This window comes from Bradyrhizobium tunisiense (genome assembly GCF_042263385.1).
In the GTDB taxonomy this organism is placed as follows: Bacteria; Pseudomonadota; Alphaproteobacteria; order Rhizobiales; family Xanthobacteraceae; genus Bradyrhizobium; species Bradyrhizobium tunisiense.
The window spans coordinates 134,966-147,187 of record NZ_JBHLEV010000006.1 but is presented as its reverse complement, the minus strand read 5'-3'; the positions used below and the strand labels follow the sequence as shown (position 1 = coordinate 147,187).

15 protein-coding genes and 1 tRNA gene are annotated in these 12,222 nt (G+C 60.6%); 4 read left to right on the top strand and 12 right to left on the bottom strand.

Annotated elements, in window-relative coordinates:
- Window positions 1–115 precede the first annotated feature (115 nt).
- Window positions 116–283 (top strand): hypothetical protein, encoded by a 168-nt coding sequence (locus tag ACFDR6_RS25330; protein WP_245333756.1) that lies wholly within the window; start codon window positions 116–118, stop codon window positions 281–283.
- 114 nt (window positions 284–397) lie between these two features.
- Here the strand turns inward: ACFDR6_RS25330 and ACFDR6_RS25325 are convergent, their stop codons facing one another.
- A complete protein-coding gene (locus ACFDR6_RS25325) occupies window positions 398–1,363 on the bottom strand; it encodes an alpha/beta hydrolase fold domain-containing protein (protein ID WP_375859904.1) in 966 nt (321 codons plus the stop codon).
- 124 nt (window positions 1,364–1,487) lie between these two features.
- Here ACFDR6_RS25325 and ACFDR6_RS25320 point away from each other — a divergent pair, with 124 nt between their 5' ends.
- Both ACFDR6_RS25320 and ACFDR6_RS25315 read left to right on the top strand, forming a co-directional pair.
- Window positions 1,488–2,114, top strand: a complete 627-nt coding sequence (locus ACFDR6_RS25320; RefSeq protein ID WP_375859903.1) for a TetR/AcrR family transcriptional regulator — start codon at window positions 1,488–1,490, stop codon at window positions 2,112–2,114.
- A 286-nt stretch (window positions 2,115–2,400) separates the two neighbouring features.
- Window positions 2,401–2,943: a hypothetical protein gene (locus ACFDR6_RS25315; RefSeq protein WP_375859902.1), complete on the top strand. Its 543-nt coding sequence runs from the start codon at window positions 2,401–2,403 to the stop codon at window positions 2,941–2,943.
- A gap of 663 nt (window positions 2,944–3,606) precedes the next feature.
- Here the strand turns inward: ACFDR6_RS25315 and ACFDR6_RS25310 are convergent.
- The 4 genes from ACFDR6_RS25310 to ACFDR6_RS25295 all read right to left on the bottom strand — a co-directional run bounded on the left by ACFDR6_RS25310 (window position 3,607) and on the right by ACFDR6_RS25295 (window position 6,917).
- On the bottom strand, window positions 3,607–3,822 hold the full coding sequence (locus ACFDR6_RS25310) for a hypothetical protein (protein ID WP_375859901.1): 216 nt from the start codon (window positions 3,820–3,822) through the stop codon (window positions 3,607–3,609).
- Window positions 3,823–3,857: 35 nt separating this feature from the next.
- Window positions 3,858–4,739 (bottom strand): DNA adenine methylase, encoded by an 882-nt coding sequence (locus ACFDR6_RS25305; RefSeq protein WP_375859900.1) that lies wholly within the window; start codon window positions 4,737–4,739, stop codon window positions 3,858–3,860.
- 2 nt (window positions 4,740–4,741) lie between these two features.
- Window positions 4,742–6,013, bottom strand: a complete 1,272-nt coding sequence (locus ACFDR6_RS25300; RefSeq protein ID WP_375859899.1) for a hypothetical protein — start codon at window positions 6,011–6,013, stop codon at window positions 4,742–4,744.
- Between the two features lie 634 nt (window positions 6,014–6,647).
- On the bottom strand, window positions 6,648–6,917 hold the full coding sequence (locus tag ACFDR6_RS25295; protein ID WP_375859898.1) for a helix-turn-helix domain-containing protein: 270 nt from the start codon (window positions 6,915–6,917) through the stop codon (window positions 6,648–6,650).
- Between ACFDR6_RS25295 and ACFDR6_RS25290 the strand changes: the two genes are divergently transcribed.
- The gene (locus ACFDR6_RS25290) at window positions 6,815–7,243 is read left to right on the top strand and encodes a helix-turn-helix transcriptional regulator (RefSeq protein WP_375859897.1); all 429 of its coding nucleotides are present in this window, start codon (window positions 6,815–6,817) and stop codon (window positions 7,241–7,243) included. The genes ACFDR6_RS25295 and ACFDR6_RS25290 overlap by 103 nt on opposite strands.
- 190 nt (window positions 7,244–7,433) lie before the next feature.
- Here the strand turns inward: ACFDR6_RS25290 and ACFDR6_RS25285 are convergent.
- From ACFDR6_RS25285 to ACFDR6_RS25255, 7 genes are all read right to left on the bottom strand, one after another.
- Window positions 7,434–7,511 (bottom strand) — tRNA-Pro (locus ACFDR6_RS25285).
- Window positions 7,512–7,617: 106 nt separating this feature from the next.
- Window positions 7,618–8,199, bottom strand: coding sequence for a MerR family transcriptional regulator (locus ACFDR6_RS25280; protein ID WP_317243803.1), 582 nt, complete (start codon window positions 8,197–8,199; stop codon window positions 7,618–7,620).
- Window positions 8,200–8,223: 24 nt separating this feature from the next.
- Window positions 8,224–8,565, bottom strand: coding sequence for an integration host factor subunit alpha (locus ACFDR6_RS25275; RefSeq protein ID WP_018456841.1), 342 nt, complete (start codon window positions 8,563–8,565; stop codon window positions 8,224–8,226).
- Between the two features lie 133 nt (window positions 8,566–8,698).
- Window positions 8,699–9,679, bottom strand: coding sequence for a beta-ketoacyl-ACP synthase III (locus tag ACFDR6_RS25270; RefSeq protein WP_212089738.1), 981 nt, complete (start codon window positions 9,677–9,679; stop codon window positions 8,699–8,701).
- Window positions 9,676–10,737 (bottom strand): phosphate acyltransferase PlsX, encoded by a 1,062-nt coding sequence (plsX, locus tag ACFDR6_RS25265; protein WP_375859896.1) that lies wholly within the window; start codon window positions 10,735–10,737, stop codon window positions 9,676–9,678. Before plsX ends, ACFDR6_RS25270 begins: the two co-directional genes overlap by 4 nt.
- 298 nt (window positions 10,738–11,035) lie before the next feature.
- Window positions 11,036–11,620 (bottom strand): YceD family protein, encoded by a 585-nt coding sequence (locus ACFDR6_RS25260; RefSeq protein WP_375859895.1) that lies wholly within the window; start codon window positions 11,618–11,620, stop codon window positions 11,036–11,038.
- Window positions 11,617–12,180, bottom strand: coding sequence for a ubiquinol-cytochrome C chaperone family protein (locus tag ACFDR6_RS25255; protein WP_375859894.1), 564 nt, complete (start codon window positions 12,178–12,180; stop codon window positions 11,617–11,619). The genes ACFDR6_RS25260 and ACFDR6_RS25255 overlap by 4 nt, the downstream gene beginning before the upstream one ends.
- Between the last annotated feature and the right edge of the window lie 42 nt (window positions 12,181–12,222).

The following is a 12,222-nucleotide window of genomic DNA, read 5'->3' as shown; positions in this document are numbered from 1 at the left end:
TGCATCCTCTTCGTGGTCTGAAACTACCGATGAGGTGACTGGAATGTTCGTGACCGTCGTTGCCGTGCTCTGCCGGCTTAGCGTAGCTAGCTCAGGCAGTTGCGTCGAGGAAATCGTGACTGACAGCAACATGACGCCCGAGATTTCGATGATGCAGTGCGCGGTCGGCGCACAGGCACCGCTGGCGAAATGGATGGGCGAGCATCCGATCTATCACGCCAATTGGCGCCTCGAGCGCTACAAATGCGTGCCCGGCCATTACGAGATCAAGGGCCACGCCTAAGGCCCCGAAGAACTACGGATAGCGAGGAAACGCCCCGGGGGTCGCCTCCGACGGGCCGCGTAGCGCCAGTCCGATGACGGCGCGTCCTGTGACAACGGTCACACACCTCTCCCATCACGCCACCGCCCGCAGAATGATCGCACGCGCCTGCCGCCCCTCCGGCGTCGGCATCAGCGCATAATTGTGCGGCTGGTCGCGCAGCAGATGCAGCTCGACCGGCACGCCGACCGCCCTCGCCCGCTCTGCAAGATCGACGCTGTCGGGGTAAAGCAGATCGCGCGTGCCCGAGAAGATCGTCATCGGCGCGAGGAAACGGAAAGTGCCGTTGAGCGGGCTGACGAAGGGATGGCCGACATCGAGCTCGCCGGCATAGAGCCGCCCCGCCTCGACGATCCCCGGAATGTCCTGGACCGGATCGCGCGTTGCGATCTCGATTTGCTCCGGACGGCTGACCGACGCATCGGCCGCCGGCGAGATCAGCACCAGCCGCGCCGGCTGCCGATGGCCGCGATCGCGCAGCCATTGGCAGGCGGCAAGCGCAAGTCCTGCGCCCGCGGAATTACCCACCACCGTGACCTTTGCGGTGCCTGCGTCTTCCAGCAGCATCCGCAGCAGCTCGGCCGCCCTCGGCACGACATCTCCAGCGGTCGCGCGTGGCGCCAGCGGATGGATCGGCACGACGCAGGAGACACGCGCCTTGCGCGTCATCTCGCCGATGAAGCGCCAATGCGCCGGCGCGATCTGGTTGATGTAGCCGCCGCCGTGCAGGAACATGACATAGTTGCAGCCCTCATGGCCCGAGGACGGCGCGGTGTAATAGACGGGCCAGCCGCCCATCCGGGTCAGGATCGCCTCGACACCGCGACCGAGCCCGGTCGGCTCGAACGAGGCGGGCTGCAAGGCAAGCTTCTGCACGTGCGCCTGCACCGCCTCGGCGGAGGCGAGTTGCTTCTTATGCGGAAGCCGGCGCAGCAGCAGGTTGAAAGCGCGGCTTTGCAGGCTTGGCGCGGGGGCGCGGCTTCGCGGCCCGCAGATGTCAGGACAAAACTGCAAGGCCGACACAAGTCTTGCGACGCTCATGGTCCGTTCTCCGCCTGGCCCCGCATCCATATGGCGACACAAGGGGCTTGCCGACAGGCCACCACGGGCCGATATAATGCGAGCATTCGCTCGCTTTTTCTACTCGCATTCAGGACCCAGGCCCATGGCGCGCAAGCCGCCGACAAATCCGCGGAAAAATGCCTCGCAGGCGCGGTCGCGCGCCACTGTCGACGCGCTGGTCGAGGCGACCGCTCGCATTCTGGTCCGTGAAGGTTTCGAGAAGGCCAGCACCAACCGCATCGCCGAGATCGCCGGCGTCAGCGTCGGCTCGCTCTATCAGTATTTTCCCAGCAAGGAGGCGCTCGTCGCCGCCGTGATCGAGCGCCACAACGACGAAACCATGAAGGTCGTCCGCACCGCCTTCGTCGAGGTGGCGGACATGCCGATCGACAAAGCGGTGCGCAGGCTCGTCACGGTCGCGATCGAGGCCCATCACATCGACCCCTACCTGCACCGCATCCTCGCCGAGCAGATCCCGCGCATCGGCCAGCTGAAGGACGTCGAAGCGTCAAACCGCGAGGTCCACGCCCTCGTGCGCGCCTATCTCGAAAGCCACCGCAAGGAAATGCGCAAGATCGACGTCGACGTCGCGACCTTCATCTGCGTCAGCGCGATCGAAGCGGTGGCGCACAACACCGTGCTGAACGGGGCGGAGATGCTGTCGGAGAAGATGGTGAAGGTGCTGGTGGACGAGACGACAAGGATGGTGGTGGGGTATTTGCGTCTCTAACCGCCCAAAAGCGCGACCAAACTATTGGCCTAAGATGAAGGCGTGAGATCCGATGTGCCGTCTGCCCAATGATCGATCGCTTCATTATTCAGGCCCGAAGTTACATCATCCATCAGCGGTGCCAGCGGCGGATATCTAAAAATGGGCATTGCTAACCGACATATTGTTTTGTGCGCGTTGCCTGCGGGTTTAGGTCAGCTTCTTCGCGTCCAGACCTGCCTGCCTCTCTTCACTTGCTATTGCCTAACATCGCCCCTCGCGCTTAGATTGCACGGGGATATTGCTAATGCCTGGCACGCCTGACAATCAATGGCCGCAGTTCGAAGGAATGAGCGCTACAGCAGACGAGGTGGCGAAGCAGGCGATTCAAGACGTAGCACGACACGAGGAGCAACTCGTCAAGCTGATCTTCTTCCATGATGATCGAGCCCTCAGGGTCATCGCGGTATATGGGCCCCTTCTCGGGGTGCTTATGGCAGGAACGATCGCCCTCTATCAGGCCGGTAAACTGACCCTCTTCCTCGGCCTGATGATCGGTGGAACGGGAGTCAGCTTCATGGTTGGTTTCCTATGCGCGTTTGCCGCGCTTTGGAATGCACCGATCTATTTGCCCTCGAGAAAGCCTCCATTTTGGCAATGGGCACTCAAGCATGACGTCGAGCTGCGCGAAGTTGCGATGGCTTATGTCGAGCAATCCGCAGCAATGGTAATCCACAACGAACGTCACAGCTTGCGGGCCTCGGGTTATCTCACCAAGGCCTACACTTGTGGTGTGGCGGCTCCTTTCGCAGGAGCCGCGCTTGTTTGGATGGCCTACTGGTCCCGCTAGCTTATTTTATCTGGTTTGGGCGGGGGTGGCGGCGGTCGGGGAACATGTCCCTTCTGCGTAGTCGTGGGCGGCGGCGGAGGAGGCGGCGGTGCTTTGGCCATAGGATGCTCTCCAAAATTAACTAGGTACTACCAGAGGATGCAGGAGAGCAAATACTCGATTCCTCAATACCGTCCTGCAGCCGCCACGATGACATCATTCCCCTGTTCTGCCTAACCCAAGCGCTTCGGAAACACATCATCTCTCAATGACTTCGATACTGTGCATGGGGTTGTTTTCGACGTTTTTAATTTGGCCGCCCACCCAAGCTGCCACCCGCGACCGATCGCACGCCCACGTCACCGGCGGGAGCAGGCTCCACGCCAACGGTCATCCACGCGGCAGATGCTTTGAAAAAATGGTCGGAGCGAGAGGATTTGAACCTCCGACCCCTAGTCTCCCAGCCTTGCTTGCGTTTGCATTATGGGTCGCATGGACAACATGAAACAAGACAAGCCGTTGATTTTTTTGATCAAACAGTTTGCCTGAATGCCAACAGATGTCACCAAGCCCCACGATTTTCTGACCTCCAGGTCAGGAAAAATCGACGTTTTTGCCAATCGTCCAATGGCCGTGCTTCATCACCACGACGGGGCCGATTTACTCTGACAGCTCTGAACCTGCTCATTTCAGGGACTCGTTGGCAGCAATACGCTGCCGCTTGACTTGTGAATAATCCCCCTTGCTGGAAACGAGCCTGTAGAGTTCGGCTAGTTCCGGAGTGAGGTCTGAAACTGGCTTCAGTGCTTCTACGATCGGAGTCGGATTTCCGTTAAAGAATTGTTGCCACCACACCTCTGCCAGCAGGACCGCAGATGCATACTTTTGGGGATCTATCATTCAAGTTCTCATAAGAACGACATTGCCCAGATATCTTAGGCAGCGGATCGTTGCGGGTTGTGGATCTGGCACTCGTCGAACTCGGATGGCAACTTAAGCCCCTTGGAAGGGATCAGCAACTCGGCACCCGTGCGCTTGATCTGAACAGAGTAATTTAAGGCAAACTCATATTGCCTTCGGCTGGTGTACAGGTCTTGGATTTCTTCACAGTGGTCGTATGTGAGCACCCAGGGGTTCTTCAGCTTCAACACCCTCTTCGCCACCATCTCATGGTCCTCTGGAGCGTAAAAGCTGGTGTACAGACTGGCCCCCTTGTTGAAATAGGGTGGATCGATGCAGAGGAACGTTTCAGGGGGAAGCTCGGCTGCTACGTAATCGATGAAGTCGATAGCGTCCATTCTGTGGAGATGGATGCGATTTTGATACTTCGCGATCCGTCGCATTCGCCGGGCTAGTTCATCTTTATTGAATCGGCAATCAACAGTGTATTTGCCCTTCTGTTCTAGGCCACCGATGACGCCCGCGTTCTTGATGATGCCGGATCGATTGGTGCGATTTAGGAAGAAGCATGCAAAAGCGATTTCCATATGGGATCTTCGCGCTGGTCTGCGCTGGATGTCTCGCTGCTTATGCCACTCGTCGATCGTGACTGGGGTGCGCTCCATAAGATCGATAAATTCCTCGGTTCTGTTGAGCACCACGTGCCAGAACGTCCAAACGGAGCGATCGATGTCGTTAATGTGGATATCGCTGACGTGCCCCTGAAACAGGAGAGCAAGTGCCAGCCCGCAACCACCGGCATAGGGCTCAGCATAGTGGCCATGGCTGAGCTTGTTGCACCGTAGGATTTTTGCGATGGGCTCAAGGAGGCACGTCTTACCACCCGGGTAGCGCAACGGCGAACTGGATATTGTCATGATTACCGAAGTGCAATGATCGAGGAAATCGTCTTGAGCAGTAGGGGCGTGATTGTGTCGAAGTCGTTCGCCAGTTGCTCGCCGTCGAACGAAGCGGCAATCTCGTGATGCTTGGTTGTGTTCCCGTTTTGCTGGATGCGAGTCAGCGCCTCGCGTAGTGCGTTAGGTTTCCCCGTGATGCCAAGCTGAGTAATCTTCGCGTTGCTGTAGAACGACACGAAGTCCACGGTCTGGTTCCTGCCGGCCAGCGCGGTGAGAGATTCCACGAACGCCCACACGCCGACCGTGAGCAGGGGCGCGTGAGCTTCCAGGGAAATGTCACAGATGGAATAGTGAAGTCTTTCGAGCTTACTACTCGCCAGATTCACCAACGCCTCGGCCAAATCCTTGTCGTACTGGATATGCGGGATCTTCGGTGCCTTCCGGGGGGCCTTCTTGACGTTCTTCTTACCGCTCGTTGAAGCAGCCTTGGTTATGGGGGTAGGCTTGCTGCGGTCTCCAGAAAGGGACTTGGCCAGCGATTTCCCGTACTTTTCGATAGCTGCTTTGTTGTTCCGCGAGTTGACCTTCGTTCCGTTCTCTTTGAGGTCGCCGATAAACGTAGTCAGCTGACTTTTGAATTCATCGACTGGAATGGTGTACTTGATGTGGTCCAGGTCTCCGACGTCGAGGCCCAGCGCGTCGCGGACTACCTGGCTATTGAGGTGGCGCTGTGCTGTGGTCAGCTTTCCCGCTCGCTCGTCCTTCGTGAGGAGTCCCATCTTCTCGGACAGATCTAAGATCGCAAGAGCGATTTTGTTTCTGTTTGAGCCAGTGTGGCGCTGCTTCTGGTCAGCGTTCCAATCTTTTCGGCCGATACCACCCTGCTGCCCACCGTGGATGACGCCCATCCAGAACCGCAGCTTCTCGTGGTCATCAAAAACGACGGCGGGGACTGTATCAATCGCTTCGTACCCGTCGGCAAGGGCTGCGATGTCCTTCCGCAGGTGGGACGGAGCCAAGTCTGGATCATTGAGGAGCTTTATCGCGCAGATGCGCCGGTTGCCCTCCCAGACCACGTAGTTCTTTTTGCCCCTGCCGGTGCTCGGAATTTCGACTAGCCCGACGACCTCAAGGGGGTTGGTACCTTCAGTCGCGATGCTCTTGGCTAGGTTGTAGACCTGCTCGTCCTTGCAGAGGTGAGCGATGATATCCGGCTGTGATTCGAGTGGCTCGTGGCGCGGATTCTCCTCGTAAAGGAAGATGCGCTCGACCTCGATGTCTTCAATCTTCATGGACGGTAGCCCCCCAGCTAACGCTACATTTTGGTCCCCCCCCTGCATGATGCACTCAAAAAGTGCACAACGGGTGAGTCTCCCGAATTAAGAAGACCCGGTTCAAAAACGCAAGGGCGGAAATTGCTTGGAAAGGCTCAAAGAGTTCATCAGTTGGAAGCACCGCATCTCGAAGCGCCTCACGCGGGGCACACGACCAGGGCTCTAGCACGTGGCAGCGGCAGAATGCTGCAATAGTCATCGCACGGAGCAGTGGGCGTTCCGAGCACGACGAGGGAAGCTGGCTGATCGTGGCCAAGGCTTACAACCAGCTCGCGCCCCTCATCGTCACCTCGGCCCACCCGGAACAGATCCGTGGCGTGCATCGCCATTCTCGCAGCAGAGGCTCAATCGCGTGAATCGACGTCACACCATCCGCACGTCCCCTCGCTGAGTCTGCAATATTGGCGCTCCATCAGGACGCCCACATTTGCCTGAATGCAAATTCTCGCGGCGGAGGGTACCGCTTTGGATTTGCACGACGTTGCATTCGTGCTCGCCTCGACCATCGAAAGAACTAGTTCAAAATGCTCCACTGGATACCACCAAGAACCGCTCTTTCCTGACACCTGTGTCAGGCAAACCAGCAGCACGATCATCGTTTCGAAGAAGCGTGACGGCCACTTGCCAATGGCTTTGGCGCCTTCTCCCCTCGCGCAGGCACTCGGAAGAGATCTGAAATGTGGATGGAGAGTGCCTTAGCTAGGCTGTCGAGAACCAGAACCGTTGGATTCTCAAGACCGCGTTCCAGGCCGCTTATATATGTCCGATCGAGGTCCGCATCGACAGCGAGCTGCTCTTGGGAGAGTCCCCGTTCGACCCGATACTTCCGAAGATTCCAGGCAACGAGTCGCTTGCCATCCATTGGCGGATAGCGACCATTTTGATGTTTATAAATCCATCGCCCATGGTCGACATGTTTTTCGCGATCGGCTCCAATCGCAGATCGTGACATCTACGTGGGAGCGGCGAATGTCGATTGAAGAAGAACGTCCGTTGCGGAAAATGATCACAGAGAGGCAGTTGCTGGAAATTCTCTGCACCTCACGCTCGTCGCTAAGACGCTGGTGTTTGGAAGGGAAGTTTCCAAAACCCGTTGCGCTTGGACCCAGCAGGATCGCTTGGTTCGTCGACGAGGTCGCCGAGTGGCAAAACAGTCGTCCGTCCTCACGCCGATCAAGCGACCACTAGTGCAAGAGACTAGTGGTCGGACGGCGAAAACGCGGCTCAGGAGATGTCATTCTGTAGCAACGCGGCTCATCGAGAGCTTCCATGAGGCGCTAAGGTCAGGAATAGGTCAGGAATTTCGGCATAAAAAAGGGCCTGTAGCGACACCCGCTCCAAGCCCGTTCTTGCAACTCATTGATTTTAAAGGGTATTTTGGTCGGAGCGAGAGGATTTGAACCTCCGACCCCTAGTCTCCCAGACTAGTGCGCTAACCGGGCTGCGCCACGCTCCGAACGTCGTTCCATTAGCTAGGATCGGCGCGATGCGCAAGGCGAGCGACACCATTTTGGTGTCGCCGTCCAAACCCGGAACTGGCCGCAAAACAGGCGGAAGCGCCCCTAGCCCTCGTTCAGCGCCTGGTCCAGCATTTCGCGGCAGGCGACCAGGTCGGCGAGCGCCCGGCCGAGCCGCTCCCGGTCCAGCGCGCTGGGTCCGGCCGGTGCGGCGGGGGTGCCACCCTTGCGGAAGGTGGTGAGGATCTCCTCATCGTCGACCTCGGTGAAGCGGAAGTCGATGCCTTCCTCCTCGTCGCCCTGGTAGTCGTCATCGTCGGCGTCGGCGATGCCCTTGATGGGCGCCTCGTCGTCCTCGGGCTCCCGCAGGCTGGCGCCGATGGCATCCTCAATCGCGCCGAACGAGACCGCGGCCGCGCTGTCGGCGAGGCCCTGCACCGATTTGACGCCGTGCTCCTTCAGGATCCGCTGCACACCGCGGATGGTGTACCCCTCGCCGTAGAGCAGCCGGCGGATGCCCTTGAGCAGGTCGACGTCGTCGGGGCGGTAATAGCGGCGGCCGCCGCTGCGCTTCATCGGCTTGATCTGGGAGAAGCGGGTCTCCCAGAACCGCAGCACGTGCTGCGGGATGTCGAGCTCCTGCGCTACTTCGCTGATGGTTCGGAACGCATCCGGCGCCTTGTCCAAATGCCAAATCCTTCGCGAAAGGCGTTACGCCTCGGGTTGAGCCTTGCTGGCATCGCCATTGGTGCGGTGCTGGGCGTTGATCCGCTGCTTCAGGATCGCCGACGGCTTGAACACCATGACCCGGCGCGGCGAGATCGGCACCTCGGTGCCGGTCTTCGGGTTGCGGCCGATGCGCTGGCCCTTCTTGCGGACCATGAAGGACCCGAACGAAGAGAGTTTCACCGTCTCGCCCTTTTCCAGGCAGTCGGTGATCTCCTTCAGCACGAGTTCCACGAAGGCGGACGATTCCGTGCGCGACAGGCCCACCTTCTGGTAGACGGCTTCGCACAGATCGACACGCGTTACGGTTTTACTTTGATCGGTCATCGCCCTGCCCCACATCACGGCGAACAATTGTTGTCTGAAATTATGAGCTTACGATACGACGGTCAACAGCGCTCATCAATGCAGGCGCATCGATATTCGGCGCCGATTCGGCAAAATTTTATCGACTGTGGCTCTACCAGCGCACGAGCGCGGAGCCCCAGGTGAAGCCGCCGCCCATCGCTTCCAGCAAGATCATATCGCCCTTCTTGATGCGGCCGTCCTTGCGCGCCACCGACAGCGCCAGCGGGATCGAGGCGGCCGAGGTGTTGCCGTGACGGTCGACCGTCAGCACCACCTTCTCCGGCGCGATGTGGAGCTTGTGGGCGGAGGCGTCGATGATTCGCTTGTTGGCCTGATGCGGCACGAACCAGTCGATGGTCTCGGCATTGAGCCCGGTCGCCTGGAAGGCATCGACGATGACGTCGGTGATCATGCCGACCGCATGCTTGAAGACCTCGCGGCCCTCCATGCGCAGATGGCCGACGGTCTGGGTCGAGGACGGCCCGCCGTCCACGAACAGCTTTGCCTTGTGGCGGCCGTCGGAGCGTAAGTGCGTGGTGACGACGCCGCGATCGGTCGCGGCATTGCCCGGCTGCTCCTGCGCCTCGAGCACCACCGCGCCGGCACCGTCGCCGAACAGCACGCAGGTGCCGCGGTCGTTCCAGTCGAGGATGCGCGAGAAGGTCTCGGCGCCGATCACCAGCGCGCGCTTGAAGGCGCCGGTGCGCAGGAAATTGTCAGCGGTGGCGAGTGCGAACACGAAGCCCGAGCACACCGCCTGCAGGTCGAAGGCCGCGCCGTGGTTGATGCCGAGCGCGTTCTGCACGGCGACGGCGGTGGCGGGAAAGGTGTTGTCCGGCGTCGAGGTGGCCAGCACGATGAGGTCGATCGACTGGGCGTCCATGCCAGCATCGGTGAGCGCGGCCTGCGCCGCCTTGATCGCCAGATGCGAGGTGAACTCGCCCTCGGCCGCGATATGCCGCTCGCGAATGCCGGTGCGCTGAACGATCCACTCGTCCGAGGTATCGATGCGCGCCGCCAATTGGGCGTTGGTCACCACCTGCTCCGGCAGATAGGAGCCGCAGCCAAGCACGACCGAACGAATTTGAGTCACGAAACAGCCTCCTGCGCGGCCTGCACGGAATTGAGTGCACCGCCCTCGCGGTTGAGCATCTGATTGATCTTGTTCAGGAGATCGTAGTGAGCCATCTCATAGCCAACATCGATCGCATAGGCAAAGCCTTCGGCGCTGGTTCCGCCGTGGCTCTTGACCACCAGTCCGTTCAGACCCAGGAACACGCCGCCATTGGACTTGTTCGGGTCCATCTTGTCGCGCAGGGCCTGGAAGGCGCTGCGGGCAAAGAGATAGCCGAGCTTGGACAGCCAGCTCCGCTTCATCTCATGACGGAGTAATTCGGCCATCTGCCGCGCGGTTCCCTCGGCTGCCTTGAGCGCGATGTTGCCGGCATAGCCTTCGGTCACGATCACGTCGGCGACGCCCTTGCCGATGCCGTCGCCCTCGACGAAACCGATATAATCGAGCTCCGGCAGGTTCCGCGCCCGCAGGATTTCTCCAGCCTCGCGAATCTCCTCGTGCCCCTTGATCTCCTCGGTCCCGATATTGAGCAGCCCGACGGTGGGCCGCTTCTTGTCGAACAGCACGCTCGCCGTGGCCGCCCCCATGAGCGCGAGCGACACCAGATGGTGCGCATCACCGCCGATGGTGGCGCCGAGGTCGAGCACGACGGATTCGCCGCGCCTGGTCGGCCATATTCCCGTAATGGCCGGCCGGTCGATCCCGTTCAGCGTGCGCAGGTGGAAACGCGACATCGCCATCAGCGCGCCGGTATTGCCGGCGGAGACCGCGACATCGGCCTCGCCCTGCTTCACCGCATCGATGGCCAGCCACATCGAGGACGTCCTGCGGCCGCGCCGCAGCGCCTGGCTCGGCTTGTCCGAACCACTGACGGCAATGTCGGTATGGATGATCTTCGCGGCGGCCTTGAGCTGAGGGTACCGGTCGAGCTCGGGCTCGATCTTGGCGCGATCGCCGACCAGCAGGAATTCGGTGTCGCGATGCCTGCCGAGCGAGATGGCCGCGCCCGGAATGACCACGGCGGCGCCGGCGTCGCCCCCCATGGCGTCAAGCGCAATGCGAACCTTGCTTGGCATAAAAGTCCTGGAAAACCTGGTCTGGTGCGGTCTTGAACGAGCGGGGCCGCAGAATGGGTCCGCCATGGACATGGCGACCGGTCAGGCGCCACGCCGCGCCCGGACCGGGGCGCGACAATAGCGTTTTGCGATCCCGAAACAACCTCTTGCCCCCAGCCTTTTGCTTTCAGGGCGATCCGGGGGCCAACAAGGGATTTTCAGGAAAAACGCATGAAATCAAAGGAATAAGTCAGCCCATCAAACCACTCCCGCAATCCCCTCACGCCCGCTGGCAAGTGGCCTGAGCGGGAATGCCCAGCTATTTGCCTTTCTTCCTGCCCTTCTTGTCGTTGTCCTGGAGCGCCTTCAGCGCCGCAAAAGGATGATCCTCCGGGTCCGGCGCCGTGATCTCGGCCTCGAACACGGCTCCCTCCTTGCGCGGATAGGGGTCAACGGCAAGGAACAGGGCGTCGGTGGCGATCCGGCCGAGGTCGATGATGCCGTTGATGATCGGCTCCGGTGGATCGATCACCTCCGGCGGCTCCTCGTCGTCCCGCCCCTCCTCGATCAGGTCGGCCATCTTCCGAACCTCGGCCTCGGGAGCGAACACCAGGTCCACCGCCTCCGCGATCTCGCTCTCCATGGGATCGAGGGTGACCACGCAGGTCTGGCCGATCCGGGCGCGGATGGTGCCGGTCACCTGGACCCGGCCGCCGCTCTTGGGCACCACATCGAGGTCGGCCTGGGCGGACAGCACCTCGCGCAAACCGCCGACTTCAGCGATGGCCTGCCGCTCGGCGGCCGAAGCCTCCAGCTTGCGATGCAGGCCGCTGTCGGGGATCTGAGCGACGATGACGGGAGACCGCCAGGGATCAGGCCTGGAATCGGCATTCGGTCGGCTCATGGCGTGACATCCTCGGGAGTAGCAGGAGGAAACCTGAAGGAGGCGCGCAGCAGCGCAGCCTCATCGGCCTGGCCGAGATCGGCCTCGCTGGCCCGGGCATAGGCCGCGAGCCGCTGCGCCTGGTCGAGGCCAGTCCCATTCAAGATATTCTTGCAGATCGCCTCTGCCAGGGCCTCGCCGCCGGCCTCCATGGCCTGGTCATAGGCCTGCACCCGGCCATAAAACGCCTCGCCGAAGGCGCGCATCCGCTTCGGCACGGTCTGGTCGCCGATCCCCATCTCGCGCAGATTGTCGTCCATATCCTCGCAGAAGCGGTCGAACAACGCCTGGGACAGCTCGGTGGCGCCTCCGGTGGTGTCTTGGACCGTGCGGAGGCGGCGCAGCAGCAGCCACAGATGCAGCAGCAACAAGTCGAAACGCCCGTTAACCGTATCGGGCACGCCCAAGTCACGGTAAAATATGGGTTCTCGCGCCTGCGTCACGATCATGCCATAGATGGCTTCAATGGTGCCGGACGGGGTTAGCCGGGGTTTCCTGAAGTGATTGAACGGCCAAAGCATTGTGGTTTCCGCAAGCGGGCGCGCGCGTGTTGCATTCAGACG

What these genes read in the sequence shown, in the direction of transcription:
- ACFDR6_RS25325 (WP_375859904.1), bottom strand. Translation starts at nt 1,363, where the DNA reads ATGAGCGTCGCAAGACTTGTGTCGGCCTTGCAGTTTTGTCCTGACATC.
- ACFDR6_RS25320 (WP_375859903.1), top strand. Translation starts at nt 1,488, where the DNA reads ATGGCGCGCAAGCCGCCGACAAATCCGCGGAAAAATGCCTCGCAGGCG.
- ACFDR6_RS25315 (WP_375859902.1), top strand. Translation starts at nt 2,401, where the DNA reads ATGCCTGGCACGCCTGACAATCAATGGCCGCAGTTCGAAGGAATGAGC.
- ACFDR6_RS25310 (WP_375859901.1), bottom strand. Translation starts at nt 3,822, where the DNA reads ATGATAGATCCCCAAAAGTATGCATCTGCGGTCCTGCTGGCAGAGGTG.
- ACFDR6_RS25305 (WP_375859900.1), bottom strand. Translation starts at nt 4,739, where the DNA reads ATGACAATATCCAGTTCGCCGTTGCGCTACCCGGGTGGTAAGACGTGC.
- ACFDR6_RS25300 (WP_375859899.1), bottom strand. Translation starts at nt 6,013, where the DNA reads ATGAAGATTGAAGACATCGAGGTCGAGCGCATCTTCCTTTACGAGGAG.
- ACFDR6_RS25290 (WP_375859897.1), top strand. Translation starts at nt 6,815, where the DNA reads ATGTCCGATCGAGGTCCGCATCGACAGCGAGCTGCTCTTGGGAGAGTC.
- ACFDR6_RS25295 (WP_375859898.1), bottom strand. Translation starts at nt 6,917, where the DNA reads ATGGATGGCAAGCGACTCGTTGCCTGGAATCTTCGGAAGTATCGGGTC.
- ACFDR6_RS25275 (WP_018456841.1), bottom strand. Translation starts at nt 8,565, where the DNA reads ATGACCGATCAAAGTAAAACCGTAACGCGTGTCGATCTGTGCGAAGCC.
- plsX (WP_375859896.1), bottom strand. Translation starts at nt 10,737, where the DNA reads ATGCCAAGCAAGGTTCGCATTGCGCTTGACGCCATGGGGGGCGACGCC.
- ACFDR6_RS25260 (WP_375859895.1), bottom strand. Translation starts at nt 11,620, where the DNA reads ATGAGCCGACCGAATGCCGATTCCAGGCCTGATCCCTGGCGGTCTCCC.
- ACFDR6_RS25255 (WP_375859894.1), bottom strand. Translation starts at nt 12,180, where the DNA reads ATGCTTTGGCCGTTCAATCACTTCAGGAAACCCCGGCTAACCCCGTCC.